This window comes from Campylobacter pinnipediorum subsp. pinnipediorum (assembly GCF_002021925.1).
In the GTDB taxonomy this organism is placed as follows: domain Bacteria; phylum Campylobacterota; class Campylobacteria; order Campylobacterales; family Campylobacteraceae; genus Campylobacter_A; species Campylobacter_A pinnipediorum.
Genome location: NZ_CP012546.1, coordinates 1,665,493 through 1,691,921, shown reverse-complemented (window position 1 = coordinate 1,691,921; position 26,429 = coordinate 1,665,493). Strand labels below are relative to the sequence as shown.

The window sequence follows — 26,429 nt, the reverse complement described above, 5'->3', positions numbered from 1 at the left end:
TTATAAAAAGTAAAGCTTTGATAAAATAGTAACTTATAAAAAATGATTAATAAGGTTTAAGCGATTTATGTTAAAAATTCTAAAAAAATTTAGTAGAAATGGCATATTTTCAAATATTATTTTTAGATTTTTATTCACTTATCCTCTTGTAATTATTGCAATTATTTCTCTTATTGTGTATATGTTAACATCAAATATAGATGAAGCAAAATACCAGCTTAGGGTTTTTAATTTTAAAATACAAAAAACCATAGATGATAGTTTTGATAAGATAAAAAAACAAGTTGAATTTTATGGTCAAATCATAAATTCAAATGCAGATATTTTTTATTTGGAAAATATCAAGGATTATTCTATCCATGATTATTTTAAAGCCTTATATGTTCTAGATAAAGATAAAAATATTATTTATGAAAAAAAATTTAGTCATTCTTCTCATATAAATTTTAATACTCCTTGGATTGATAGGCTTAAGAACAAAAGATATGTAATATCAAATTTTGTGTTTAATGATGATAAAGTATTGGACACTTTTTTTGTTGCATATAATATCTCGTTTGATTTTATATTGGTTGCTGAGGTAGATGTAAACTATATAAAATCTAATATAAATAAAATTATACAAAAAGAAGAAAAGTCAGCTTTTGTGATAGATTATAATGGTAATTATATAGGCGGTGTGTATGGTAGACATGGTTACACCAAGGAGGATTATCAAGATCCTCAAAATATAGATAAATTATTTGTTGATGACAAAGATGTTATTTTTCATTATTTTGATATGAGTTCCGAGCTTTCGGAATATATGAGTGACTATAATTTATTTGTTATAAGCAAAGAATTAAACAACAAAAGCATATTGATTCATCTTGTAGTAATTTTCTTTGCGTTTGTTACTTTAATTGTATATACTGTAAGCACACTTATTAATTTGAAATTTGTAAAAGATAAAATTATTTTCCCTGTTAAATCTATTTCTGATTTTTTAAAAGATAAAGAATTGGAGCAAGATTGTAACAGCGCTTTAGAAGATTTTAAATCAATAAAATTGGGCATAAAAGGATTGTACGAAAAAATTGATAACTTAAATGGAATGTTGGATGATTACAAGACAAGATTTGGTTATATATTTGAAAAAAGTCCTTTGATTTTACTTCTTTATGATGCATATAGCGGAAAAATAATTGATGCGAGTAATGCGGCTTTAAAATTTTATGGTTATTCTTACAATGAGATAACTTCTATCACCATGACTGAAATATCTAATATAAATCTTGAAAATGATTTATTTTTTAGAAAAAATTTAATTGAGGACAACGAGAGCAAAATAGCATTAAGAACAACTCATAAAACAAAAGATGGGAAAGTTTTAGATGTTGAATGTAAAGCTAGTATGATAAATTTAAAAGATTCAAGATACGTATTTTTAACAGTTGAGGATGTTGGTTATTATAAAAGAGTAGAACAAAATAGTGATATTGTGTATAAGTCTGTGTCTTTTTTTAAAAATATTATTATGATTTCAAGCAAAGACGATCCTTTTTTTATCAAATATGCCACTAACAATATTAAAAATATATTAGATATAGATTATAGTAATATTCTTTTAAAAGGTCTTGATATTAGAGATATTATTTTTGAATCTGATAGGGTGTCTTTTGCAAATGAGATTAAGCTTAATAAGCGGTTGTTTTTAAATATACATGCGGCGAAAGATAAAATAAGCTCAATTTATAAAGTCATAAAAAATAAAAATGAGATTATTCCTTTTAAAATAGAAACTAAGTTCTTGAAAGATACAGATGGTAAATTTAAAGGAGCCGTTTATTCTATCAGTGATTGCTTGGAACAGCAAACTATGAAAGAAAAGTATGAAAAGGAAATTAATCAATGCAAAAATATCATATTAGCTTCAGATGTTGCTACTTGGGACTATAATTCAAAATTAAAAACCATTAGGATTAATAGTAAGTTTGCATCATTATTAGGGTTTGACAATCAAGATAGCATGTCTTTTAATGAAGACAAAATGAGACATTTGATTGTTGATGAATTTGAATCATTTGACATTTTCTTTTCTTCCATAAAATCTGAAAACAACACATTTAAGACAGACATTAAACTCTACACTATCAATAAAGATATTATATGGTTGAGCTTAAGTGGTAGGGTTTTGGAATTTTGTAAAAATGAAAAACCTATTTTTATCAGCGGAGTGGTTGAAAATATTACAGACAAAAAGTTATCCTTTATATATCAAGATTTGGTTGCAAAGTTGTTTTCTTATTCACAAGATGGAATATTAATTCTTGATTTAGAGTGGAATATCACAGATGCAAATGATACTTTTTTATTGCTGAGTGGTTATTTAAAAGAAGAAACTTTGGGTTCAAATATTAGTTTACTTAAATCAAAATTTAATGATAGTGAGACATACGATAAAATTATATCTGATGTTGAAAAAAATGGTCAATGGTATGGCAAAATGTGGTTTAAATATAAAAATAGTGAAGATTGTTTGCATTTTGTAAATATAACATCGGTAGATGATGCTGATAATAACTTTTCTTGCTATGCTGTCATAATATCAAGTGTTGGCGAAATTAAAAATAATCAAGACTATTTAGAACATATTGCATATCACGATCCTTTAACAAAACTGCCTAATAGATTTTTATTTTCACAAAAGCTCGAAGAGCTAATTAGAACTACAAAAAACAACAAAGAAGTTGCTATTGCTTATCTTGATTTGGATGGTTTTAAAGAGATTAATGATACCTATGGGCATAAAGTTGGAGATAAGTTTTTGATTGAAATTTCATCTCGTATCGATTCTATTTTTTACGAAAAAGATATGTTTGCAAGAATTGGCGGGGATGAGTTTGTTGCCATCATACTTTATGAAAAATTTGGAGAAGTTTATGAATTTGTTGAAAACATACTCCGTATTGCTAGAGAAGAGGTTTGTCATGAAGGTGTTAAATTAAAGATTAGTGCTAGTATAGGTGTAAGTATGCGTAGTATTGAAAATAGAGTTACACCAGAAAATCTTTTAGAACAAGCAGATTGGGCTATGTATCAAGCAAAACTTAGTGGTAAAAATCGCTATTATGTGTTTGATATTACCAAAGATAGGCATTTTAAAAATCAGTATGAGGATAATAATAAAATTTTAACAGCTTTATCTAATGATGAATTTTTTATGCAATATCAGCCAGAAATTGATATAAGAACGAATAAGATTATTAGCTATGAAGCTTTGATAAGATGGAAAAGAAATGGAGAAATGGTTTATCCTAATGATTTCTTTCCGTTGATTAAAAAACAAAAAGTTATAGATGATTTGTCATTTTTCTCATTAAGTAGTTCTTTGAAGGCGCAAAGTGAGTGGAGTGCAAAAGGTGTTGAAGCAGGCGTATGTGTAAATTTAAGTATAGAACAACTTTGCAAGCCTTTGTTTTTTGAGAAATTTAAAAATCTAATAAGTCAAGACAAAAAGTTAAACCCTAGCGCATTACAGATAGAAATAATTGATGCTAATTCAACTCCAAGTTTGGAGTATGCTAGTAAATTTTTACATAAATATAAAAGATTTGGTGTTAAGTTTGTATTGGACGATTTTGCATCAAAATCAAGTTCTTTTGATGCTTTAGAGCTTTTGCCTATAGATAAGATAAAGATAGATAAAAATATATGTACATATATGTTTTTTAATAAAAAAGCATTTATAACAGTTAGAATGCTTAAGAATTTATCCGATATTTTTGATAAACATGCAACCATAAAAAACCTACAAAATATAAGCACTCTTAAAGTGTTGATTGGTCTTGGTTTTTATACCTTTCAGGGTAATTTCTTTCAACAACCAATAAGCATTGAAGAGGTAATTGATTATAAATTTAAAGGAATAGATGGGCTGGATCTTAATAATCATATAAATGATAATAAATTTAATGAATTAAAAGATTGTATAATGCTAAAAGAGTATGCTCAGAGTATAATAAATTATCTTGTTAATAAAGATTTCAATAGTGATGAAGATAGTTTTGAAGGTATTAGACAAGAGATATTAACAAAGCTTAATACGCAAGATAATTCTTATAAAAATATAAGTAGTATAATTGTAGAAAGTTTAAATACATCAGATAAAGAGGAGTCTTTGCATTTGGCTAGATTAGCAAATATAGAGTGTATGAAAATTTTAGATATTGGTCAAAAATAATTCACTTTTGGTTTTTATAAAATTTATAGTAGAGTTGTTGTATAAAATAATTTTTAATAAAAAATAATTGAAAGGTAAAAAATGAGAAAAGCTGATATAGTAGTTGGCGTGCAATGGGGGGATGAAGGTAAAGGAAAGATAGTAGATATGCTATCTCAAAATTATGATATGGTTTGTCGTTCTCAAGGTGGTCATAATGCTGGCCATACAATATGGGTAGATGGTGTAAGGTATGCGCTTCATCTAATGCCAAGTGGTATTTTGCATGAGAACATAGTTAATATAATAGGCAATGGAGTTGTTGTAAATCCAGAAGTTTTGATAGCAGAAATGGCTCAATTTGAAAATATAAAAGGCAGACTTTATATAAGCGATAAGGCTCATTTGAATTTAAATCATCATAGTTTGATTGATCAAGCAAAAGAGAGATTGAAAGGCGAAAAAGCGATAGGAACAACTGGAAAAGGTATAGGGCCAACTTATGCTGATAAAATAAGCAGAACAGGACATAGAGTCGGAGAACTTTTAGAACCAGAAAGGCTTTGTGAGTCTTTGATGAGCGATTTTGAGACAAATAAGACAATTTTTGAAGCACTTGGCGTTAAAATTCCAAATGGGCAAGAGCTTTTGGCTGATCTAAAACGCTACAAGGAAGCATTAGAACCGTATATAGCAAATACTACTCAAATTGTTTGGGAAGCTATAGACAAAAATAAAAAAGTGTTATTAGAAGGTGCGCAAGGCACTCTTTTAGATATAGATCACGGAACATATCCTTATGTAACTAGCTCAAATACTATAAGTGCTGGAGCTTGTACGGGGCTTGGCCTAAATCCAAAAGAAATAGGCGATGTTGTAGGTGTTATTAAGGCATATAGCACACGAGTTGGTTTTGGACCTTTTCCAACAGAGGATAATACGAAATACGGCGATATGCTTTGCGAGATAGGTAAAGAGTTTGGAACTACCACGGGAAGAAAAAGACGTTGCGGTTGGTTTGATGCTGTTAGTGTAAAATATGCTTCAAGGCTGGATGCTGTTGATAAATACGCGCTTATGAAGCTCGATGTTTTGGATGGATTTGATACGATAAAAATATGCAAAGCTTATCAATACAAAGGCGAAACAATAGACTATGTTCCTACTGATTTAGAAAATGTTGCACCTATATATGAAGAGATTCCTGGATGGGGTAAAACAGCTGGTATTACTAGATATGATGACCTACCAGAAAATGCAAAAAGATATATAGAAAGAATAGAAGAGCTTACGGGTGTTAAAATAGGACTTATATCAACAAGTCCTGAAAGAAGCGATACTATTATCAAATGACAAATAAATTTAGCTCTATAGTGCGTGTAAAAAAACAGATTTTAGATAAAGTTGAGGCGAAATTGGCAAAAGCTAGAAATAATGTGCGCACTTGTGAGCTAAATATTCAAACAGCGAAAGATAGACTTTCACAAACCTTGCTTCCAAAAACCGGAAATATAAGTGAATTGAGACAAGAGCTTCACTTAATAAATATAATGAAAAATGATATTTTGTTGCTGAATGAAAAGTTAAATATAGCCCAAAAAGAGGTTATGCACTTTACTCATCAATATAAAAATGCTAATTTAGAATATGAGAAAATGAAATACTTAGAACAAGAAGAATTTAAAAAAGAAATCAAAAAGATAAAGCAAAAAGAGATGATGGAATTAGATGAATTTGCTACAATAAAATTTAGTTCCGGGAGGACTGATATATGAAAAATATATTTTATATTTTTATATTTTTATATAGTTTTGTATATGCTGATAATACATCTATTGACTGCAATCAAATTTTTGAAGCAAGAAAAGGCGAGATATTAAAAGAGCTTGATAGAATTGATGAGCAAAGACAAGCCTTAGAAGCGTTTAGAGCCAGTGTTAAGTCTTTGTATGATGAAAATTTAGCAAATTTAAACAAAAAAGAATCAGATATAAATGCTACTTTAAAAATAGTAGAAAATAAAAAAAAAGAAATAGACGCTCTGATAGAAAAAAATAATAAAATTTTAGAAGAATTGAAAAATATGACAACTGATAAAGTTAGTGCCTCATATGCAAAGATGAAAGATCAGGCAGCAGCAGATATTCTTTCTGATATGAGTGTAGCTCAAGCTGCTAGTATCATGTATGCCCTTGAGCCTAAAAAAATATCTGCCATAATGGCTAAAATGCAACCAAATGTTGCCTCTAATATAACTATAATGCTTACTAAGGGACCCCCCTTTAAAGACATTAAAAAACAAGATGAGAAACAAGCCCCAGAAGGAAATATTTTAGATTTTTAGTTTATTTGATTTTTTATTTTTATATAAAGATCTAGTATTTCATTTTTTTATTAGAAAACTATTTTTGTTTGATATTATGTAGGCAGAACTTCTTATAATTGTTTCTGTTGTCTCGAGACCATTTTGTTTCAATTGTTGCACCTGTTTTTTGCAATATCAACTATAGTATCGCTAAAAACAACTAGCTGTGCTAGCTCTATAGAGGCTGTATAGAATTACTTTAATACTATAAGCTTTTTTACCATAAGAGCTTTGGCTTAATTTGGCATTTTAGTAGCTATTTTGAATTACGGTTGTGCATAGTCTAGTTTAGAACCTTTTTGTAAACATCGCATTTTCTTATTTTGTAAGCTTAATAGTCTTACTATGTTAACTTTTTGTTCTTCTTATACATCAAGCCCAATTACTTCTGTATCGCTTTGCGCCTTTTAGTGATGTCTTGATTCCTAACCATTAAAAAAGTGAAATTGTCTTTTTTAAGATAAGGTTTCTATTTTAAAATGCAAAGTTAGAATTAAAAAAATTTTCAAAGATTTATAGTGTGTAATTGGCTATCACCCTTTTTTAATATAAAGCCATTGTCAATATGCTAATACTTTTTCGTTTATAATTTTTTGCATAGATCTAAAAACAAGCATTCTATCATATATTGCATTTTTAAAAAATTTTGATAAAAATTGTCCATCACCACCAGTAAAATATACATTTTGTCCAAAAGCAACCTTTTCTAGTAGCGTTATTATAGGTTTTATTATTCCATAACTTATAGCATCTGTTGTTCGCTGTGGAAAAGCATCTAGATCTATTTGTGAGTTTATTGGTATTTTGAGTCTAGGCGATATATTTTCATAAGCTTTTAACATATGAGCTATTCCTGGTAAAATATATCCACCTATATGCAGAGAGTTTAGCATAATATCAACAGTTATAGCACTTCCGGCATCCACAACAACACCAGTTGTTATATTAGAACATGCTGCTATTCTATCTATTCCTAAACCTTGATATATTGTATCTATTTCATAGTAAGGCTCTAAATTTATAAAATATTTTTGTTCTTTAATTATTTTTTGTATTTGGTCATTTACACATATGTAATAAACTTTTTGATTTGGCTTGTATTCTTGAAATTTATCTATACCAATTTGTGATATTTTACCATCTTCACAAAAAGTAGCATTTGTATTGCCTATATCACACAAAATCATAGCATCTCCAGCTATTTGATTTTAATTCATGCAGGGTTTTAGAACAAATATTTGATTTATAAAACAAAATTCGCTTTTTTATAGCTGTGTCGAATTTCTTTTCATACTTATCACAAATATCATCTAAAAAAATATAATTTTTTTTCATAAACCTAGATTTTGCCACACTTATGAAAACAATTGTATAAAAACCTTTCATATCAACACCAAAATAAGCACTAATAGTGCGAATTTTGGTAAATTCTGATAAATTAAGTTTTTGTAAGTTCCTTAAAAGTATTTTTTTATTTTCAAAAAGCTCAAAAACTTTTTCATTCATTATTTGAACTTCATATACTCTTTATCATGATATAAAATATCTTTTGCAACAAAAATTTTATCTTGTATTTCGCTATTGATTTTAATAATATTTTGATTTTTTAAGTTTAAATCAGTTTGGAAAATATATCCAGTTTTTTCCACTATATATAATTTGTCGTTTACAACGGTCGCGTTTGAAAAAATAGCAAATTTAAAATAAGTATCTGCTAATTTTGTTAATGTTAGGTCTGTTTTTGTTATTTTTCCATCTTTTTCAAATATATAAATATCTTTTTCATTTCTTAATATATTTTTTATTTCTTTGTTTAAAAAGACAGTTTGTCCCGGCGTTATAACCATAATTTTCTTCGCGGTAGCTGCTATCATGTAATCATCTATAACATCTAGATATATTATATTATTAAAAAATGATTCAGAGCTTATTACTATATCTTTTATAATTTGTCCATTTTTTTGCGTTACATAAATTTTCCCATCTAGCGAAGGATATATGATTATTGAGTTTAAAAATAGTGGTTGAGCAACTCTAGAATCAATTGCAAAAACATCTTCTGATTTGTATTCCATTATTGTTTTAGCTGAATATATGTCTATCAAATAAATACTATTTGCTGCACTTACTGCTGCTAGAAGATTGTTTTCTATTGCTGCAGAAACTATAGCTTCAGGGAATTTTTTTGAAAAGACATCGCTATTATCTTTTTTATTTATAACTTTTAATTCGCCATATATATCACTTGCTATAACATTGTTATTATCAACACCAAGAAGTTTAAAACCTTTTGGTAGCTTAATATTTTTATTAATTCCATCAATTGTTATGATTTCCCCATTTTCTAATGTAGCTCCTGAAATACTTGTATGTATTATTTTTGAGTCTAAAGATGAGTCAAATTTGGCGTTCATATCTACTTTTTCTGGCTCAAAATATTGTCTTTTTGTGCTACATCCAGAGATTATTAAGACTATAGATATGCTAGCTAATATTAATATTTTTTTCATTTTTTATATCCTTGATAATGTTGTAGGCTTTTTACTAAATTTGTTAGAGGTGAGTTTGGTGGAATTTTAGCAAACTCGGCATTAGCTTCTTTGATTTTATTTTGTTTTAGGTAGTTAAAAGCGTTCATTAATATTGCATAATCAGAACCTATTTCTGAATCGCTATCCCCAATTTGCATAGAAAAAATTTCTTTTAACATAGGATCTATTGGTTCATTTAATAATTTTTTTATCTCTGATTGGTTATTGTCTCCATATGTTTTAAATTTAAAAAGAGCATATAAAGATGGCTCTTTATCTTTTAATATATTTAGCGCATTTTGGTTATTTGGATCCAAAATAAGTTCCGAGTATGCTTTATTTGCTGCTTCTATTCTATTTTGATTTATAAATTTATTTGTGTAAAAAGCAACACATACAATAACTGCAATTATAACTAAAGATATAAAAAACTTTTTGTATCTTTTAAAAAATCTTTCACCTTTAATTATATTTTCCAAAAAATGTTCTTCTGTGCTAATTTCTTGTTTAATTACTTTCAAGTCATCTTGTATGGCCAAAATAATTCCTTTTTTATAAATTTTAGAAGCTAATTGTAGCATAAATAATACAAAATAGGCACAAAATTAAAGCTTAATGTGTTATAATGCTAAAAATTTAAATTTAAAAGTTAGGATTATTTTGTGAATATAGATGATAGATTGCTTGATAAACTAGAAAAACTTTCCTCGATAAAAATAAAAGATGAAAAGAGAGAAGAGATAAAACAGCAACTTAGCGAAATAGTATCTTTTGTTGATATTTTAAATGAGCTTGATTTAAGTAAAGATAATGCAGTTGTAAGTATTACAAGTGGCGGAACACCTTTAAGGGAAGATAAGATTACCGCATCTTATGTTATAGATGATGTTTTAAAAAATTCCCCATCTAGAGAAGTGAATTTTTTTGTGGTTCCAAAAATAATAGAGTAAAAATGGAAAAAATATGGATAATCTGGAAGTAAGAAGTAATATAAATGCAGATATAGAAACTTTATTAAAAACAGTTGTCTTTAATAAAGCAAGTGATTTACATCTTATAACTAACGCAGAACCTCAAATAAGAATAGATGGTGTTTTAAGGCCTTTGGAACTTGGTGTTTTATGTGGTAAAGATATAGAAAATCTTTGTTACGCCCTTATAACAGATACTCAAAAAAGCGAACTTGAGAACAACAAAGAACTTGACTTTGCAATAGAGTTGCCAAATATAGGTCGTTTTAGAGGTAATTATTATTATACAAATAATGGTGAATTGGCAGCAGCTTTTCGTATCATTCCTTTAGATGTGCCATCGTTGGATCAATTAAAATCCCCTGCTGTTTTTAAAGAACTTATAAGAAGAGAAAAAGGTCTTATTCTTGTTACTGGGCCAACAGGGAGCGGAAAATCAACGACACTTGCTGCTATGTTAAATGAGATAAATCTAAGAGAACGAAAGCATATAATTACCGTTGAGGATCCAGTTGAGTTTGTTCATGAAAATAAAAAATCTTTATTTTCATATAGAAATATAGGCACTGACACGCAATCTTATGCAAGAGCCTTAAAATATGCATTGCGCCAAGATCCAGATATTATACTTGTTGGTGAGTTGAGGGATAGAGAGACTGTTTCAACTGCTATTACAGCTGCCGAAACTGGACACTTGGTTTTTGGAACACTGCATACAAACTCAGCAATACAGACTATAAATAGAATTGTTGATAGTTTTGATGGTAGCGAGCAAGTTCAAATTAGAAATATGCTTAGTATATCACTCGCCACTATTATATCTCAGAGTCTTATACCAAAAGTTGGTGGGGGCAGGGTAGCTGTTCATGAAATTTTTTTAAACAATGCTGCAACTTCGAATCTTATTCGTGAAAATAAGATCCATCAAGTTTATTCACAGATGCAATTAAACCAGCAACAAACTGGTATGCAGACACAAACGCAGGCGTTGTTAAAAGCTTTAAAAAGTGGCTATATAACAAAGGAAAATGCTCTAAGGTATTCTACAAACCAAACAGAGCTTTCAAATTTAATTAATTCGGGAATATAATGCAAATAGTTGAATGGTTTGATATCGCGATAGTAGGAATTGTTTTAATACTAGGTATTAAGGGTCTTATAAACGGTCTTATAAGAGAAGTTTTTGGTCTTATAGGTCTTATTGGTGGTCTTATTGTATCTAGTAGGTTTTCAAATTTAGCTGGCGAGTTTATTGATAAAAATATTTATAAAATAAATAATTCATCAATGCTTGAGTTTATAAGCTTTATTTGTTTGTGGATTTGTTTTTGGATACTTTGTATATTAATAGGTAAGTTTTTGGCAAAATTGGTTGGTGCTAGTGGTCTTGGTTTTGTAGACAGAGTTGGTGGATTTTTAGCTGGAAGTGGTAAAATTTTCCTAACTCTTGCTGCTGTTTTAGCGGTTATTTCAAATACTAACTTAAACTCTACAATAGCTCCATTTTTTACAAATAGCAAGGTTTATCCAGTGCTTTTACAGTCTGGAAAATGGATAATAAATATGGATGTGCAGGCTATTAAAAATGATGTTGCAAATATAGTCAATAGACCATCGAAGGACACCAAGGTTGATAATTTAATCAATCTATCACCAGAAGAAATAATAAAAGACAACAACATTAGTAATGAAAAATTACTAATAGAAATGGGAGACATAAATACTACCCAAGGAGAGCAAAAATGATAGAAAATTTAGAATATGATGCAATACTTGAGAAGTTTAAAAAAATTCTTCGTGACAATGGTCTAAAATACACGAAGCAAAGAGAAGTTTTAATAAAAACTCTTTATAATAGCGATGAGCATTTTACCCCAGAAAAATTATATATAGCAATAAAAGAAGAGTATCCTGAACTTAATGTAGGAATAGCAACAGTTTATAGAACATTAAATTTATTAGAAGAATCAGACATGGTTACCTCTATAAGTTTTGGTTCTCAAGGTAAAAAATTTGAACTTGCTACTAAGCCACATCACGATCATTTGATTTGCAAAAAGTGTGGTCTTATAGTTGAATTTGAAGATTCTATAATTGAAAAAAGGCAAACAGCTATTGCTAAAGAGAATGGATTTAGACTAACTGGACACATGATGCAATTATATGGTGTGTGTGAACAATGTTCAAAAAATAATATAAAAGGTAAATAATAGTGATTTCTTATAACCAACTCGAAACTCAAAGACTTAAAACAGCAAATGAATTAAAAGAAAAAGGTATAAATCCTTATCCTCATTTTATTAGAAAAGATATGAGCATAGCCAAGTTTAAATCAAAATTTAACTATATCACAGAACTTGACGATAAAAAAGAAGATAGTATTTTGGTTTCTTTGGCTGGGCGTATAAAGCTTATGCGTATAGCGGGCAAAGCTGTTTTTGCAAATATAGAAGATGAAAGCGGAAGCGTACAAATATATTTTAACAAAAACACTTTGGGCGAAGAGTGGTTTAATGAGGTTAAAAATAATATTGAAGTAGGTGATATTATAAGGGTTAGAGGATATGCTTTTGTTACTCAAAAAGGTGAGTTTTCGCTGCATGTTAATGAGCTACAGCTGGCAACAAAGGCTATATCTCCGCTTCCAGAAAAATATCACGGACTTGTGGATATAGAGATAAGATATCGCCAAAGATATCTTGACATGATAATGAATCCAGAAGTTAAAAAAGATTTTAAAACCCGCTCAATAGTTATTAGTACTATTAGAAAATTCATAGAAGAAAAGGGCTTTTTGGAAGTTGAAACTCCAATGATGCACCCTATAGCTGGCGGCGCAAATGCAAGACCATTTGTTACATTTCATAATACCTTAGGTGTTGATAGATTTTTAAGAATTGCTCCAGAGTTATACTTAAAACGTTTAGTTGTTGGTGGTTTTGAGGCCGTTTATGAGATGAATAGATGTTTTAGAAACGAGGGCATGGATTTAACCCATAATCCCGAGTTTACAAGTATAGAGTTTTATTGGGCCTATCATACTTATAGGGATTTGATGAATTTGACAGAAGAGTTATTTAGCACGCTTTTAGATGCACTTGATATGGATAAGATTATTGAATTTGATGGTATGAAATTGGATTTTTCAAAACCATTTGCAAGAATAAACTATAAAAAAGCCATTACTGAAATAGGTGGAATAGATCCTGAAATAGTTGAAGATAGAGAGAAAATTTTAGAAAAGCTAAATGCTGATGGATTTTTAGCTAATGATAAATTAGACTTAGGCCATCTTCAGGCAGAACTTTTTGACAACTATGTTGAAGAAAAATTAATTAACCCAACATTTATAGTTGATTTTCCTATATCAATAAGCCCGCTTTCAAGAAGAAGTGATGATAATCCAATGGTTGCGGAAAGATTTGAGCTTTTTATCGCAGGAAGAGAACTTGCAAACGGATTTAACGAATTAAATGATCCTATTGATCAATATGAACGTTTTGCTGCTCAGATTGAGGGTAAAAAAGCAGGCGACGATGAAGCTCATGAAATGGATGAAGATTATGTTAGAGCTTTGAGCCATGGTATGCCTCCTACCGCTGGAGAAGGTCTTGGTATAGACAGGCTTGTTATGCTACTTACAAACAAAAAATCAATTAGAGATGTTATATTGTTCCCAGCGATGAGACCTTTAAAATCTGAAAATAAAAAAGGAGAATAGAGATGAGTGTTGAAAATTTTGATAAAGAGATTTGTGATTTAGCACAAAAAGAGTTACAACGTCAAACACATCACCTTGAAATGATAGCAAGTGAAAATTTTACATATCCCGAGGTTATGGAAGTTATGGGCTCTATTCTTACAAACAAATATGCCGAAGGATATCCAAATAAAAGGTATTACGGCGGATGTGAATTTGTTGATCAAATTGAACAAATTGCTATAGATAGATGCAAGCAACTTTTTGGATGTGAGTTTGCAAATGTTCAACCAAATTCAGGTTCTCAAGCAAATCAGGGTGTTTATGGAGCTTTCTTGCAGTCTGGAGATAGAATTTTAGGTATGGACTTGAGTCACGGAGGGCACCTTACTCATGGAGCAAAAGTTAGTAGTTCTGGTAAAATTTATGAGAGCTTTTTTTATGGTGTCGAATTAGATGGTCGTATAAATTACGATAAAGTTTTGGAGATCGCTAAAATAGTAAGACCAAAGCTTATAGTTTGTGGCGCTAGCGCTTATGCTAGAGAGATAGATTTTTCTAAATTTAGACAAATTGCTGATGAAGTAGGTGCATTTTTATTTGCTGATGTGGCACATATTGCCGGTCTTGTTGTTGCTGGTGAGCATAATCATCCTTTTCCTTATTGTGATGTTGTTAGTTCAACAACTCATAAGACATTGCGTGGACCAAGAGGTGGTATCATTATGACAAATAATGAAGAATATGCAAAGAAAATAAACTCTAGTATTTTCCCTGGTATCCAAGGTGGACCATTAATGCATGTTATTGCTGGTAAAGCAGTCGGATTTAAACACAACCTAAGCCCTGAGTGGAAACAGTATGCAAAACAAGTAAAAGCTAATGCAAAAAAATTAGGCGATGTGATGATTTATAGAGGTTATGATTTGGTAAGTGGCGGAACTGACAATCACCTTATATTGCTAAGCTTTTTAAATAAAGAATTTAGCGGAAAAGATGCGGATATTGCTTTAGGAAATGCTGGCATAACTGTAAATAAAAACACAGTTCCAGGAGAGACAAGAAGTCCTTTTGTAACAAGTGGTGTTCGTATAGGTTCTCCAGCTTTAACAGCAAGAGGTATGAAAGAGCAAGAATTTGAGTTTATAGGAAACAAAATTGCCGATGTTTTAGATGATATAACTAACATTTCTTTACAAGAAAAGATTAAAAGTGAGCTTAAAGAACTTGCTAGTAAATTTATTATATATGATAAAGCGATGTTTTAATGCAAAATATAGATATAACTCTTATAAAAATGATTACCAATCATTATTATATAAAAAGAGATAATATAGTAAATAAAATTGAGTATAAGGGCAAGACTTTTTTTGATAAATTTGAAAAAGTCGATGAAATACTAAACTATAAAGTCATTAAAGAACATGATGATAAAAATATAATAGCAGCTCATTCACTTATCAATAACTTTGATAAAGTTGAAAATATAGTGTTTGATTATAATGGTAGAACACCTGAGCGTTTTTGGCATAGAGCCCAACTTTTGCTTAGGGAAGAGGGTTTTATAAACTTCACCGCCTATGAAAGCAAGACTGAAGGTCATTTACATCTTTATGTTCATAAAGGACATACTACATTTAATGAAGCTTGTCAACTTGCAAATATGTTAAGTATGAAGTTATCGCAGCGATTGCCTAGAGAATGGAGAATGTTTCCAACAATGGAACTACCAAAAGAATTTAATATACTAGCATTGCCTTATAAGCTGTATCAAAAAGAGCGCGGGGCTAGCTGGTCAAAACATATGTAAAAAGGAATATTATGCAAAATAGTGACGAATTAAAAGATATACTTTTAGATAATGAGGATGATACCAAGAATTTAAAGCTTAAAAAAGTTTTAATATTAGTTGCTGCTTTGAGTATACTTTTTTTAATAGTTATAGCTACAATGAAAATTATAAATTCTAACGATAATAATGTTTCTTCTGATAATGAGCTGGATTCTAGATTAGCTTTGCCTCCTATACCTGATGAAAAATCTGAACAAAATTTAATTTCTTCTGTAAATAACTCGGGTAACAATGAGCAATTATTTGAACAAGTTCCAATATTACCGGAAAATAAATCGCAAGATGATTTTGAAGATATGGTAAAAAGATTGAAAGAAAAAGAAAATATTAAACAAGAAACAGCACCAAAAGAAGCAATTAAAGAACAAAAAATTAACAAAGTAATAAAAGAAGTTCAAGATCAATTACCTGAAACAGTAAAACAACTAGAGAAAGAAACAGCAAAGCAAGAGATAAAAGATAAAAAAACAAATAAACAATCTACTGCTAAAAAACCTGTTGTAGAAAAAGTCATAAAAGAAACTAGACCTTCTTTAAATCAAAAGACAAAAGATGTAAAAAAGGTTCAAAATAATGTTTCTAAAGAAAGTAAAATAACAGCAGGTGCTTATATTCAGGTTTCAGCAACTTCAAAGGTAGAGCCAGATAAAAAAGAATTAAATAATATCTTAATTAAGGGATATGAATATAAGACTCTAAGAGTTGGAAGTACTACAAAGGTGTTAATAGGTCCTTTTGATAGTTCTAAACTAAAAATCGAATTAGAAAAAATCAGAAAAACTATAAATAAAGGTGCATTTGTTTACAGAGTAAAATAAAATGAAATTATTTGCTGTTATTGGTAATCCAATAACACATTCCATATCGCCTATTTTGCACAATAAGGCGATGTTGGATTTAGGATTAGAGTGTTCATACTCTAGGTATGAATTGTCTAACGGTAGTGATATTATTTCTAAATTTAAAGCACTCTCTTTATCTGGTGCAAATGTTACAGTTCCATATAAAGAGTTTGCTCTAAATTTAAGCGATAAAGTGTGCGATACAACAAAATCAATAGGTTCTGCAAATACGCTTGTCTTAAAAAATCAAAAAATATATGCATACAATACAGATGCTGATGGTTTTTTTAAGTCCATAAAAGATTTTAAAGGCATAAAAAAAGCATTGGTTATAGGTGCTGGCGGGACAGCAAAAGCTATATCTTATATACTTAATAAAAATAATATAGAAGTTTGTATTTTAAATAGGAGCAAGCATAGATTTTCTGATTTTATAAATTTTAGATGTTATGATTGGGTAGATTTTAAATCAGAGCAATTTGATATAGTTATAAATACAACATCTGCTGGTTTAAAAGATGATAATTTATGTGCACCTATAGAATTGTTAGAACAAGTTTTATGCGATAGTAAATTTGCATTTGATGTCATATATGGTAAAAAAACACCTTTTTTAAAACTCGCAGACAAATACAATCTTACATATAAAGATGGTAAGGATATGCTATTATTTCAAGCTGTATTAGCTTTTAATTTGTTCTTTGATAATGCTTTTGATGAAGAAAAAATAGAAAAATCAATGAGAGAAGTTTTAAATCTTAAATTATAAAATACTATTTGAGATTTTTTGGAATATAAATTATATTTTTTATAAGTAAAGTTTCCTAATAATTAAATCCAAACTAGTAACTAATATAAATTCTTTGATATATTTCTTCTTTTTTGTTATTTGAATTTATAGCTTAAAACTCTGTATATAGTTCTGTAGGCTTGTAATAAGTAATTATATAATCAAATACCGAAGTTCTAAAACAATGTAAGACAAGCTTTGAAAGATATGGAAATTTGTTTCATAAATTAGCTCTGTAAAACATTTATAAACTTGGCCTAAAAGTAAAAAACTAACGCAAGCCAAACTAGAAAGCTCTACTCTAATACATAATCATCTCAAGCTCATTAAAATAAGTGTTAAACAAATTTGAAGTTTTTTGGATAAAAAATCATATAGTTTTAATGTTTCAAATCTTAATGCTAGAGTAGTAAAATATAAATTCAATAAAGATTTTTTAATTTATAAGATTTTGTGTGTAGAATACGACCGAGATTTTGTTCGGTCGTATCGTGATAAATTATAGAGCAGCGAAAACTGCTTCGTAATCAGGTTCTTCTGTTACTTCAGGAACTATTTGAGTATATGCTACTTTACCATCCTTAAGAACAAAAATAGCACGAGCAAGCAAACCTTTAAGAACAGAATCTTCAATAAGAACACCATAGGCCTTACCAAACTCAGCACCTCTAAAGTCACTACCTACTTGTACATTTTCTATGCCTTCTGTGGTGCAGAAACGACCCATAGCAAACGGTAAGTCCATGCTTACAACAACAACCTCTACGCCAGTCTTGCTTGCAGCTTTTTCATTAAATTTGCGAGCTTCTGAAGCACATACAGGAGTATCTAGCGAAGGCACTACTACAACTACTTGAGTTTTGCCAGCCTCGCCGATTTTAATAGTGTTAAGATCTTTTCCTACTACTTCTACTACTGGTGCTTTGTCACCTACTTTAATTTGTGTTCCGAATAATTTTACTGGGTTTCCTTGAAATTTTGTCATTTTCTCTCCTCTTTTTATTAAAATGATTTTAATTTTACCTAAATAAACTTTAAAATATTAAATTTATTTTGCTTTGCTATTTGGTAATACTGCCGCTGTTTTTGTCATCAAGTCATGCAAATTTAATCTATCTTTTCTAAAAAAACAAAGCAATAAACCAACTATGCTACATCCAGCAAATACAAAGCATATGTATCTAAAAACCGCTTGCAAAAATGTTATCTTTTTTCCACTTTTTAAACTTATTAGATATATTTGTTGTGACTTATAGCCAGGTGTTTGTGCTAATTTTGCAAAAAATATAGATAGCGCAATACAAAACATTGCATTGCAAGCAAAGATTGCTATTTGAGAGTTTTGAAAGTCTTCTTTTCCATCTAGTATTATGTATGTTGTGATGTATAAAATAGGCATAAGAATCATAAACGTATCAACAATGAAAGCTTTGATTCTTAGGCTAATAGGAGCAATTTTTGCTTTGGCTTTTTGTGCCAAATTAGTTGTTACCTCTGCTTCCAGGCTTTATGGCTTTTGTGCCATTTTTGCAAAGAGGGCAATTTTCTTCATCATAAATTTCAAACTCAAAATTTCCAAGTGCAAATAATGGCTTATCAAATGGTAGTTTACATTCTGGTTTTGAGCCCGTATCTAAATTTGTTAATTTACAAAATCCTCTATTTGCTAAAGCCGCAAAACCAACAACAACTCCGCCAAGTTCTTCAATAATTTTTGCACTTTCTAAGGCAGAACCACCAGTCGTAATAATGTCTTCGCAAATTATAAATTTTTCTCCATTTAAAACTTCAAATCCACGCCTTAAAGACATTTTACCTTCTACTCTTTCGGTAAAAATAAACCTTTTCTTGCTAGCTCTTGCTAACTCATATCCGGCAAGCAAACCACCAAGTGCTGGCGAACAAACACTATCAAACTCAATGCTTGAATTATTTATAATGCTAGCCAATTCATCCGCTAAGATTCCAGCCAAAGATGGATTTTCAAGAACTTTTGCACTTTGCAGATAAAACTCAGAGTGCTTTCCACTACTAAGCAAGAAATGACCCTGTAAATATGCCCCGCACTCTTTGTAAATTTTTTCTATATTCACAGTTATTATACCTTTAAAAGTTCTGCTTCTTTTTCTTTGACTATAGCATCAATTTTAGAGTTATAATCATCAGTAATTTTTTGAATTTCATCTTGAGCTTTTTTTATCTCATCTTCGCTTACTGCTTTTTCTTTTTCAAGTTTTTTAACTTCATCGTTTGCGTCTTTTCTTACATTTCTGATGCTTACTTTTGCTTTTTCTCCCATTGCTTTAGCTTGTTTTGCATTCTCTTTTCTTTGCTCCATAGTCATAGGTGGGAAAAATAATTTAACACTATCGCCATCACTATTTGGGTTTACGCCAATATTTGCAGCTTGGATAGCTGTGGATATTTCTTTAATCATCGTTTTTTCCCAAGGAGTGATAGTTATCGTAGATGCATCCGTTGCTATAACCGTAGCAACTTGATTTAATGGTGTTGGTGTTCCATAATAATCAACATAAACATGATCTAATATATTTATATTAACTTTTCCAGTTCTTAATGTCGTAAAATCTCTTTTTAAAGCAACTAATGCTTTGTCGTTATTTTCCTTTTGATTTTTATAGATATCATTTATCATAGTTTATTCCTTTTTATTTTTCAGGTGCTGTTGGCGCAGAAGTTTCTTTTTTTTCAGCTGCTTTAGGGATATTTAATGTTTTTGTATCTATATTGTCAAATAAAGATTTTTTCATCTCTTTGTTGTAAGAATATCCCAGAGTTAATGTGTTTAGTATAAACAAAACCGCAGCTATAAATGTAAATTTCGCTAAAAATCCAGCAGGACCTTTTGCTCCAAACAAACTTTCATTGCTACCGCTGTATGCACCTAAGCCTATTGAAGAGCTTTTTTGTAGTAAAACCGCTATTGTTATAATTACAGCTAATACAAATTGTAAAATTAAAAATAAAGAACTCACTTAATTTTCCTTTTTAAACTATATTTTTAGATATTATACAAAAAAAATTTGAATTTATATTAAAATGTATTTTGATAAAAGCATAAAAAATATATCTTCCTATGCTTTAATTGTTAAAGATAATATATCTTTATAATTTTATGAGTTAATAGCTAAGAGCCAAATCCAACTTTTTTATCTTCACCAAAAGCAGAGCTTAGCTCTCTTTCTATGGTGCTTTTAAAATCATCAAATAAAAATATCGGCTCATCTTTAACAGCTACTTTTAATGCTGTATTTTTCATAACAAGAACTATTTGCGCACCACTTAAATTATATTTTGCAAGGTTTTTTATATCAAAATTATCTTCAAAATCAGCATTTTGTGGTAAAACTTTACGCCATATAGTAAGCCTAGAATCAAAATCAGGCTTCTTAAACTCAATCTTATAATCAAATCTTCTAGAAAAAGCACTATCAAGAGTTTGTAAAAAATTTGTTGTCGCGATAAGCACACCATTAAATCTTTCAATTTGCTCTAAAAATATATTTTGCATTTGATTATGCATTTTTTCAGCACCGTTAGAACTTTCTATTCTAGTACTTAAAAACTGATCAGCTTCGTTTAAAAGTAGTACTGGCTCTGTTTTTGTTTTTTTACAAATTTCATTATATGAATCAAAGATTTTTCTTACATTTTGTTCACTTTCGCCAACATATTTGCTTAAAATTTTAGAACAATCAAAGCTAAGCACCTGCTTTTTAAGACTCTTAGCAAGACTAACAGCACTCATTGTCTTGCCAGTCCCAGCTTCGCCATAAAAAATGATTTTTGCATCTATGCTTTTTCTATTTTTTATACCCCAAGTATTTAGTCTATTAAGAACCTTTTTATCAACTTGTTTTAGTATTGTGTCCAAAAGCTCTTTTGTCTTTTTGTTTAAAACTACATCGTTTATATTTGTTGTTGGTTCTATAAGCTCAAATATCTGATAATCTTTGATTATGCTATCAACTTTTATTTTTTTCTCTTTTTTTGAGTTTTTGGGGTGCATAATACTTTGAAGCACATCTTCATTTATAAAAAAATTCTTGCTTATAGTAGAATATGAGTTTAGGATTTCATCGTATTCAATAAGTCCGCTATCGAGCAATTTTGAGTTATCATCTAAAAGCGATCTATTTTTTACACATTCAAACTCATCTTCACTAACTAATGATATTAGATTGTCTAATTCTCTCTGATTTTCAAAATCATTGCTATACTCTTGCCTTAAAAGAGTTAGAAAAATAAGTTCTTCTTTTTCATTTAAAGTATTGTCTTTAAAAATTTGTTCTGTAACGATATCTATTTTACTTAATTCAATTCTTTGTTTTATATAATCTTCTAGTTTTGATATCTGATTATTTATCTTTAACTTTACTTCACTTTTTGCCGATAGCAGTGATTTTTTTTCATATAATTCAATTCTTAAGAATTGATCTTTTAGGTATTGTAAATTTTCATCATAAGCTACGGCATTTGGCAACTCAAGATTCAAATCACCATCTTCTAATATTTTTAAAAAATTTAAAGATAAAGAAACTTCGCAATTTAAAAGAGGAAGTAAAGATTGGCTTATCTTTTGCTCTGTTCTGAAAACACCAAAATTTTGAACAATCCAACCATTTTCTATAAGAGATTTTATATCTTTAAGATGTTCAATGTGGCTAAAATTTTCTATTGTAAACACAGAGCTTAAAATATCAAAAACAGATAATGAAAAAACCCCGTCAACATAGCTTTTGCTCAAATGTCTTAATATTTTTGTTTGCTCTTCACTTGTATTTAATATTTTTGAAATTCCAATATCTTTTTCATTGGAATTTAAAAAATCAATCAAATATTGCACTAAATTTTATCCTTTACTTGCTCTTTTAAAACTCGTTTTAAAACTTTTCCAGTTGCATTTCTGGGAAGTTCATCTGAAAAATAAATATTCTTAGGAATTTTAAAATTAGCAAGATATTTTTTAAGATATTTTTTAATCTCTTTCTCATCAATATTCATGCCTTCTTTTAACTGGACAAAAGCAACAACTTCCTCATCAGCGTGCTCATCGCTAACGCCTATAACAGCAGCAGCTTCAACCTCTTCAAGCTGATAAATAACCTCTTCAATTTCTCTTGGGTATATATTTATTCCCTTTGATATAATAAGGTCTTTTTTTCTATCAACTATATATATAAAACCATCTTCATCAATCTTACCAAGATCACCAGTTCTTAACCATCCGTTTATGATGACATCGCTATTATCCATACCATAATAGCCCTTCATAACACAATCGCCTTTTACTATTATCTCACCAACTTGACCAATTGGAAGCTCTACCATCTCATCATTAACTATTTTAACCTCGTAGCCATCAAGTGGAATTCCGACACTGAGTGGTTTTTGTTTTTCATATAAATTTGATGCAACAACAGGAGAACATTCGCTAAGACCATAGCCCTCCACAAGACTTGCTCTTGGAAATTTAGCACTAAAATCATCGATAGTTTGTTTTGCTAAAGGTGCGGCACCACACACAAAAAGACGAACATTGTTAAACCATTTAAAATACCATGGAATTTTAGCCTTTCCTATGGCTGTATAAATTGCTGGAACACCTAAAAATATCGTTGCTCTTTTTAATAATGTTTGTTTTAAAACATTTGAAAATGGGAAAACAGATTTTACAAGTATGATGGATGAACCATAACATAAAGGAAGTATGACCATTAATGTTAAAGTAAAACTATGAAACATAGGTAAAAATACAACAAATCTATCTTTTTTAGATGCCTTAAAACGCTCACTTGTTTTAACTACGTTTGAAAAAATATTTTTGTATGTAATCATAGCGCCTTTTGGTTTTCCAGTTGTGCCTGATGTGTATATGATATGACACAAATCATCAAGTATAGGTTTTTTGACAAAATCTATTTCTTTAGGAAAAGTGTAAAGTTCTTCAAAGCAAATATGTTTTATAGTCTCATCAGTTTCATTTTCAAGATACAAACTTTCAGTATCTTCATCGCAAGATTGTGTATACAAAAGATCAGTTTTTGTAAATGTTTTTGGAACTCCACCCGCCCATATAAAATTACTTATAGACATATCATCTACTTTTTGCAGTTCTTTTTGAAAAGAGGTGGATAAGAATAGTGCTTTGGCTTCACAATCTTTAAGGATATATTTTATTTCATCTGATTTTAAAAATGTATTTAATGGAACCGCAACTGCTCCAATAGCAGTAATAGCATAATAGCTAATTATAAACTCTTGTGAGTTAGTAATTAAAATTCCAACCTTATCTCCATGTCTAATACCTACATTTTCAAGATAAGCACCTACTTTACCTATCTTATTTTTAAGCTCTTTGTAGCTTATTTTTTTATTGTCTTCAAATATAGCAACAGATTTTGGATTAGCTTTAACTACTGCCTCTAAATTTTCATATAGATTTTGATATTTATAGATCATACAGCCTACCTAGAATTTGTATTTAATGCCACTATTTATTATCCATATAGCAGCTTTTGATATTTCGCCATCCTGATTAAAAGGCATTGGCATACCGTTGTTTAATTTTGCCATTTTTATACTTGAATCATTTTTCTTTCTATCTTGGTAAAGTCCACCTAATGATAATTCTAAATTATCATTGATTTTATAATTTAGACCCAAAGAATAAGCTAAAGAAGTAGTGTCTGGCAATTCAAGACTTACGCTATGCTTGTTCTTGGCCGCTTTTTGATCATAGACAAAACCGGCCATCAGTCTTAATCTGTCAGTCGCATCATGAGCTACACCAAAACGATATGTATTTGTATCTCTATAATCTCTTATAACTTTGTTGTCAAATGCTGCTTGAAAAAAACCTTCTATTGTCTGTTCTGCATACCTAGCTCTGCTAGGATATTCAAAATCATACCCTGTAAATTTAGACCAATATGTTCTTTCATATGAAAACATCAAGGTTGTATCTTGTATCTTGTAAGATGTTGCTAATGCTAGTTGAGCCGGAAGAGGTATATTTACTTCAACTTTTCCATTATAGTTTATACCAAATTGTTTTACGTTTATTTTAGAATTACCTTTTATGTCCAAATCTATCTTAGAACGATATGTTGCAGCCAAAGACCAATTAGGTGTTGGTTTGTATGTCAGGGCGAGATTGTATCCAAAATCCACTCCATCACCATGTAAAGCACGATCGCCTAATCCATATAATTCATTTGCTAGCATTCCTTTTGTATAAGCAACTCTAAGACCAGTAGCAACTGCAAACTTATCACTAATCCTATAAGCAACACTAGGATTTAGTTCAACAACTTTTAACTTAAATCTTTTTGCTGTAAAGGCAGTATCTGGGTCATCCCATGATATTCCAACACCAGCAGGGACAGCCAAACTCATACCAAAACGAAAATTTTCATAATATTCTGGTGAAACAGAATGCATAGTGCTTGCAAGCGAATCAAACTTATTAGATTTGTAACTTTTTGAATTATTTGAATTAAATTTCACTGAATTTATATGAAACCATGCCAAATTAGCCTCAAAGTAGTGCCTATTTTCTGGCAAAAACATCATATTGGCAGGATTATAGTATGCCGCATCTGCACCAAAACTAGTAGCAATATTGCTTGATAGAAGTGATACGGCATCTGAACTTTGTTCTGGTACTTTGTATCCAGCTGCATTTAGTAAGGAAGCAACAGCAACAGTGCCAAAAACAACTTTTTTAAACATTATTTCTCCTCGTAAAATTTCTTAATATTTCAATTTCTTTATCCCATATACTATCATCTATTGTTTCAAGTATCAAAGGAATATCATCTATTTTTTCATCGTTCATAATATTTTTAAAGGCATTTAAACCCAAAAATCCTTTACCAAGACTTTCGTGTCTATCTTTTCTTGAATTAATATCAAATTTAGAATCATTAATATGCATTGCAGATAAAAACTCATATCCTATAATATCATCAAATTCTTTCATTGTTTTATTGTATGATTTTTCATCTCTTATATCATAACCAGCTGCAAAAAGATGACATGTGTCTATACACACACCTATTCTAGTTTTATCAATAACATTTTCTATCAAATAGGCAAGATGTTCAAATTTATATCCTAAATTTGATCCTTGTCCTGCTGTATTTTCTATAATAAGCCTAACATTTTCGGTCTCTTGTAGGGCTAAATTTAAACATTTTACAATATTATCTAAACACTCTTTTTCACTTATCTCTTTTAGATGAGACCCTGGATGAAAATTTAAAAGTTTTAATCCAAGCAGATGAACTCTTCTTATCTCGTCTAAAAAAGCATTGAAAGATTTTTCTCTTTTTTCATCATCAAAATGACCTAAATTTATAAGATAGCTATCATGAGGGAGTATATGCTCTGGCTTTATATTTGCTTTTTCACAATTTTGCTTAAAAGCTGCAATACTTTTTTCTGACAGATCAGCCGCAGTCCACTGCCTTTGATTTTTAACAAAAAGTGCAAAAGCATCAGCTCCTATTTTTGCTGCATTAAGCGGTGCATTCTCAACTCCACCACTAGCACTAACATGAGCACCTATGTATTTCATTTATTCTCTCTTAATATTATTTTTATCTTATTTTTAGTGTCTATAAATTTAACATTATCAGCACAAACCTCGTATTGTATTAAATTGTTATTTATATTTTGGTTAAAGCCACATTCTGTTTTTTGTAAATTTTTTCTATTATAAATTGGTTTTTGTAACAAAATATCTTCAAACATTTCATCATAGTAAGAATTTAAAAAAAATCTTTTATTAAATTCTGTTTTTTCAAAACATGCACTATTTATGCAAATTTTATTATAAATTTTTATATTAGCTATATTTAATGCGGTGTTGTATATTTGCAAATTTAAGCCTTTTTTATGTTTATGCAAAAATACAATGTCGTTTATCTTTATCATGGGGGAAATTAATGTAAGATTAAAAACTTGTGAGCTTGTAGGCGTTGGTTTAAATGAACACCCGTAAAAAAAAACAATAGTAAAAAATAAGATAAAATGTTTCAATATAAAACCTTAGTTAATATTATTTGTTCCATATAATACAATAAAAAACATATTATCGCAAATATTTTTAATAAAATTTAATATTTTAAGTTATTTTTAAGTATTCTTGTA

The 26,429-nt window shown here is 29.5% G+C and carries 27 protein-coding genes; 13 read left to right on the top strand and 14 right to left on the bottom strand.

Annotated features, from left to right (window positions below):
- The first annotated feature begins 67 nt into the window (after nucleotides 1-67).
- The 4 genes from CPIN17260_RS08620 (at nucleotide 68) to CPIN17260_RS08605 (ending at nucleotide 6,545) form a co-directional block, all read left to right on the top strand.
- Nucleotides 68-4,222 carry an EAL domain-containing protein gene (locus CPIN17260_RS08620; protein WP_078440883.1) on the top strand — a complete coding sequence of 1,385 codons (4,155 nt, stop codon included), beginning with the start codon at nucleotides 68-70 and terminating at the stop codon, nucleotides 4,220-4,222.
- A gap of 81 nt (nucleotides 4,223-4,303) precedes the next feature.
- On the top strand, nucleotides 4,304-5,554 hold the full coding sequence (locus tag CPIN17260_RS08615) for an adenylosuccinate synthase (RefSeq protein WP_069636538.1): 1,251 nt from the start codon (nucleotides 4,304-4,306) through the stop codon (nucleotides 5,552-5,554).
- Nucleotides 5,551-5,976 (top strand): flagellar FliJ family protein, encoded by a 426-nt coding sequence (locus tag CPIN17260_RS08610; protein ID WP_069632731.1) that lies wholly within the window; start codon nucleotides 5,551-5,553, stop codon nucleotides 5,974-5,976. Before CPIN17260_RS08615 ends, CPIN17260_RS08610 begins: the two co-directional genes overlap by 4 nt.
- Nucleotides 5,973-6,545, top strand: coding sequence for a MotE family protein (locus CPIN17260_RS08605; protein WP_069636536.1), 573 nt, complete (start codon nucleotides 5,973-5,975; stop codon nucleotides 6,543-6,545). The genes CPIN17260_RS08610 and CPIN17260_RS08605 overlap by 4 nt, the downstream gene beginning before the upstream one ends.
- A 581-nt stretch (nucleotides 6,546-7,126) precedes the next feature.
- On the opposite strand, the gene CPIN17260_RS08595 is transcribed toward CPIN17260_RS08605, so the two are convergent.
- From CPIN17260_RS08595 to CPIN17260_RS08580, 4 genes are read right to left on the bottom strand one after another with little or no spacing between them, the layout of a single operon-like run.
- The gene (locus tag CPIN17260_RS08595) at nucleotides 7,127-7,753 is read right to left on the bottom strand and encodes a type III pantothenate kinase (RefSeq protein WP_069632733.1); all 627 of its coding nucleotides are present in this window, start codon (nucleotides 7,751-7,753) and stop codon (nucleotides 7,127-7,129) included.
- Nucleotides 7,740-8,072, bottom strand: coding sequence for a hypothetical protein (locus CPIN17260_RS08590; RefSeq protein WP_069632734.1), 333 nt, complete (start codon nucleotides 8,070-8,072; stop codon nucleotides 7,740-7,742). The genes CPIN17260_RS08595 and CPIN17260_RS08590 overlap by 14 nt, the downstream gene beginning before the upstream one ends.
- The gene (locus tag CPIN17260_RS08585; RefSeq protein ID WP_069636535.1) at nucleotides 8,072-9,076 is read right to left on the bottom strand and encodes a PQQ-binding-like beta-propeller repeat protein; all 1,005 of its coding nucleotides are present in this window, start codon (nucleotides 9,074-9,076) and stop codon (nucleotides 8,072-8,074) included. Before CPIN17260_RS08585 ends, CPIN17260_RS08590 begins: the two co-directional genes overlap by 1 nt.
- Nucleotides 9,073-9,636 (bottom strand): hypothetical protein, encoded by a 564-nt coding sequence (locus CPIN17260_RS08580; RefSeq protein WP_069636534.1) that lies wholly within the window; start codon nucleotides 9,634-9,636, stop codon nucleotides 9,073-9,075. The genes CPIN17260_RS08585 and CPIN17260_RS08580 overlap by 4 nt, the downstream gene beginning before the upstream one ends.
- A gap of 123 nt (nucleotides 9,637-9,759) precedes the next feature.
- Here CPIN17260_RS08580 and gatC point away from each other — a divergent pair, with 123 nt between their 5' ends.
- From gatC to CPIN17260_RS08535, 9 genes are read left to right on the top strand one after another with little or no spacing between them, the layout of a single operon-like run.
- Entirely contained in the window at nucleotides 9,760-10,047 is a 288-nt protein-coding gene (gatC, locus tag CPIN17260_RS08575; RefSeq protein WP_069632737.1) for an Asp-tRNA(Asn)/Glu-tRNA(Gln) amidotransferase subunit GatC, read from the top strand.
- A gap of 13 nt (nucleotides 10,048-10,060) precedes the next feature.
- The gene (locus CPIN17260_RS08570) at nucleotides 10,061-11,158 is read left to right on the top strand and encodes a type IV pilus twitching motility protein PilT (RefSeq protein ID WP_069632738.1); all 1,098 of its coding nucleotides are present in this window, start codon (nucleotides 10,061-10,063) and stop codon (nucleotides 11,156-11,158) included.
- Nucleotides 11,158-11,814, top strand: a complete 657-nt coding sequence (locus tag CPIN17260_RS08565) for a CvpA family protein (protein WP_069632739.1) — start codon at nucleotides 11,158-11,160, stop codon at nucleotides 11,812-11,814. The genes CPIN17260_RS08570 and CPIN17260_RS08565 overlap by 1 nt, the downstream gene beginning before the upstream one ends.
- Entirely contained in the window at nucleotides 11,811-12,278 is a 468-nt protein-coding gene (locus tag CPIN17260_RS08560) for a Fur family transcriptional regulator (protein WP_069632740.1), read from the top strand. Before CPIN17260_RS08565 ends, CPIN17260_RS08560 begins: the two co-directional genes overlap by 4 nt.
- A gap of 2 nt (nucleotides 12,279-12,280) precedes the next feature.
- Nucleotides 12,281-13,789, top strand: coding sequence for a lysine--tRNA ligase (gene lysS, locus CPIN17260_RS08555; protein ID WP_069632741.1), 1,509 nt, complete (start codon nucleotides 12,281-12,283; stop codon nucleotides 13,787-13,789).
- A gap of 2 nt (nucleotides 13,790-13,791) precedes the next feature.
- Nucleotides 13,792-15,036, top strand: a complete 1,245-nt coding sequence (locus CPIN17260_RS08550) for a serine hydroxymethyltransferase (protein ID WP_078388101.1) — start codon at nucleotides 13,792-13,794, stop codon at nucleotides 15,034-15,036.
- Nucleotides 15,036-15,578, top strand: a complete 543-nt coding sequence (locus tag CPIN17260_RS08545) for a DUF1882 domain-containing protein (RefSeq protein ID WP_069636532.1) — start codon at nucleotides 15,036-15,038, stop codon at nucleotides 15,576-15,578. Before CPIN17260_RS08550 ends, CPIN17260_RS08545 begins: the two co-directional genes overlap by 1 nt.
- A gap of 11 nt (nucleotides 15,579-15,589) precedes the next feature.
- Nucleotides 15,590-16,438: an SPOR domain-containing protein gene (locus CPIN17260_RS08540; RefSeq protein WP_078398157.1), complete on the top strand. Its 849-nt coding sequence runs from the start codon at nucleotides 15,590-15,592 to the stop codon at nucleotides 16,436-16,438.
- A 1-nt stretch (nucleotide 16,439) separates the two neighbouring features.
- Complete coding sequence (locus tag CPIN17260_RS08535) at nucleotides 16,440-17,231, top strand: shikimate dehydrogenase (protein ID WP_069632744.1); 792 nt, start codon at nucleotides 16,440-16,442, stop codon at nucleotides 17,229-17,231.
- Nucleotides 17,232-17,751: 520 nt separating this feature from the next.
- Here CPIN17260_RS08535 and tpx read toward each other — a convergent pair.
- The 10 genes from tpx to CPIN17260_RS08485 all read right to left on the bottom strand — a co-directional run bounded on the left by tpx (nucleotide 17,752) and on the right by CPIN17260_RS08485 (nucleotide 26,159).
- Entirely contained in the window at nucleotides 17,752-18,237 is a 486-nt protein-coding gene (gene tpx / locus CPIN17260_RS08530; protein ID WP_069632745.1) for a thiol peroxidase, read from the bottom strand.
- Nucleotides 18,238-18,300: 63 nt separating this feature from the next.
- Nucleotides 18,301-18,732 carry an RDD family protein gene (locus CPIN17260_RS08525; protein WP_069632746.1) on the bottom strand — a complete coding sequence of 144 codons (432 nt, stop codon included), beginning with the start codon at nucleotides 18,730-18,732 and terminating at the stop codon, nucleotides 18,301-18,303.
- Between the two features lies 1 nt (nucleotide 18,733).
- The gene (gene pyrE / locus CPIN17260_RS08520) at nucleotides 18,734-19,345 is read right to left on the bottom strand and encodes an orotate phosphoribosyltransferase (RefSeq protein ID WP_069632747.1); all 612 of its coding nucleotides are present in this window, start codon (nucleotides 19,343-19,345) and stop codon (nucleotides 18,734-18,736) included.
- A gap of 5 nt (nucleotides 19,346-19,350) precedes the next feature.
- On the bottom strand, nucleotides 19,351-19,908 hold the full coding sequence (frr, locus tag CPIN17260_RS08515) for a ribosome recycling factor (protein ID WP_069632748.1): 558 nt from the start codon (nucleotides 19,906-19,908) through the stop codon (nucleotides 19,351-19,353).
- A 13-nt stretch (nucleotides 19,909-19,921) separates the two neighbouring features.
- Nucleotides 19,922-20,248, bottom strand: a complete 327-nt coding sequence (secG, locus tag CPIN17260_RS08510; protein WP_069632749.1) for a preprotein translocase subunit SecG — start codon at nucleotides 20,246-20,248, stop codon at nucleotides 19,922-19,924.
- Nucleotides 20,249-20,400: 152 nt separating this feature from the next.
- Complete coding sequence (locus tag CPIN17260_RS08505; RefSeq protein WP_078406258.1) at nucleotides 20,401-22,119, bottom strand: ATP-binding protein; 1,719 nt, start codon at nucleotides 22,117-22,119, stop codon at nucleotides 20,401-20,403.
- Nucleotides 22,119-23,735 carry a long-chain-fatty-acid--CoA ligase gene (locus CPIN17260_RS08500; RefSeq protein WP_078406257.1) on the bottom strand — a complete coding sequence of 539 codons (1,617 nt, stop codon included), beginning with the start codon at nucleotides 23,733-23,735 and terminating at the stop codon, nucleotides 22,119-22,121. The genes CPIN17260_RS08505 and CPIN17260_RS08500 overlap by 1 nt, the downstream gene beginning before the upstream one ends.
- A gap of 9 nt (nucleotides 23,736-23,744) precedes the next feature.
- Complete coding sequence (locus tag CPIN17260_RS08495) at nucleotides 23,745-25,007, bottom strand: OmpP1/FadL family transporter (RefSeq protein WP_078406256.1); 1,263 nt, start codon at nucleotides 25,005-25,007, stop codon at nucleotides 23,745-23,747.
- Nucleotides 25,000-25,854, bottom strand: a complete 855-nt coding sequence (gene nfo, locus CPIN17260_RS08490) for a deoxyribonuclease IV (protein ID WP_078388092.1) — start codon at nucleotides 25,852-25,854, stop codon at nucleotides 25,000-25,002. The genes CPIN17260_RS08495 and nfo overlap by 8 nt, the downstream gene beginning before the upstream one ends.
- Complete coding sequence (locus CPIN17260_RS08485; protein WP_153300807.1) at nucleotides 25,851-26,159, bottom strand: hypothetical protein; 309 nt, start codon at nucleotides 26,157-26,159, stop codon at nucleotides 25,851-25,853. The genes nfo and CPIN17260_RS08485 overlap by 4 nt, the downstream gene beginning before the upstream one ends.
- Between the last annotated feature and the right edge of the window lie 270 nt (nucleotides 26,160-26,429).

Bases quoted from the DNA above. Each gene is read 5' to 3' on its own strand.
- CPIN17260_RS08620 (WP_078440883.1), top strand. From the start codon at position 68: ATGTTAAAAATTCTAAAAAAATTTAGTAGAAATGGCATATTTTCAAAT.
- CPIN17260_RS08615 (WP_069636538.1), top strand. From the start codon at position 4,304: ATGAGAAAAGCTGATATAGTAGTTGGCGTGCAATGGGGGGATGAAGGT.
- CPIN17260_RS08610 (WP_069632731.1), top strand. From the start codon at position 5,551: ATGACAAATAAATTTAGCTCTATAGTGCGTGTAAAAAAACAGATTTTA.
- CPIN17260_RS08605 (WP_069636536.1), top strand. From the start codon at position 5,973: ATGAAAAATATATTTTATATTTTTATATTTTTATATAGTTTTGTATAT.
- CPIN17260_RS08595 (WP_069632733.1), bottom strand. From the start codon at position 7,753: ATGATTTTGTGTGATATAGGCAATACAAATGCTACTTTTTGTGAAGAT.
- CPIN17260_RS08590 (WP_069632734.1), bottom strand. From the start codon at position 8,072: ATGAATGAAAAAGTTTTTGAGCTTTTTGAAAATAAAAAAATACTTTTA.
- CPIN17260_RS08585 (WP_069636535.1), bottom strand. From the start codon at position 9,076: ATGAAAAAAATATTAATATTAGCTAGCATATCTATAGTCTTAATAATC.
- CPIN17260_RS08570 (WP_069632738.1), top strand. From the start codon at position 10,061: ATGGATAATCTGGAAGTAAGAAGTAATATAAATGCAGATATAGAAACT.
- CPIN17260_RS08565 (WP_069632739.1), top strand. From the start codon at position 11,158: ATGCAAATAGTTGAATGGTTTGATATCGCGATAGTAGGAATTGTTTTA.
- CPIN17260_RS08560 (WP_069632740.1), top strand. From the start codon at position 11,811: ATGATAGAAAATTTAGAATATGATGCAATACTTGAGAAGTTTAAAAAA.
- CPIN17260_RS08550 (WP_078388101.1), top strand. From the start codon at position 13,792: ATGAGTGTTGAAAATTTTGATAAAGAGATTTGTGATTTAGCACAAAAA.
- CPIN17260_RS08545 (WP_069636532.1), top strand. From the start codon at position 15,036: ATGCAAAATATAGATATAACTCTTATAAAAATGATTACCAATCATTAT.
- CPIN17260_RS08540 (WP_078398157.1), top strand. From the start codon at position 15,590: ATGCAAAATAGTGACGAATTAAAAGATATACTTTTAGATAATGAGGAT.
- CPIN17260_RS08535 (WP_069632744.1), top strand. From the start codon at position 16,440: ATGAAATTATTTGCTGTTATTGGTAATCCAATAACACATTCCATATCG.
- tpx (WP_069632745.1), bottom strand. From the start codon at position 18,237: ATGACAAAATTTCAAGGAAACCCAGTAAAATTATTCGGAACACAAATT.
- frr (WP_069632748.1), bottom strand. From the start codon at position 19,908: ATGATAAATGATATCTATAAAAATCAAAAGGAAAATAACGACAAAGCA.
- CPIN17260_RS08500 (WP_078406257.1), bottom strand. From the start codon at position 23,735: ATGATCTATAAATATCAAAATCTATATGAAAATTTAGAGGCAGTAGTT.
- CPIN17260_RS08495 (WP_078406256.1), bottom strand. From the start codon at position 25,007: ATGTTTAAAAAAGTTGTTTTTGGCACTGTTGCTGTTGCTTCCTTACTA.
- nfo (WP_078388092.1), bottom strand. From the start codon at position 25,854: ATGAAATACATAGGTGCTCATGTTAGTGCTAGTGGTGGAGTTGAGAAT.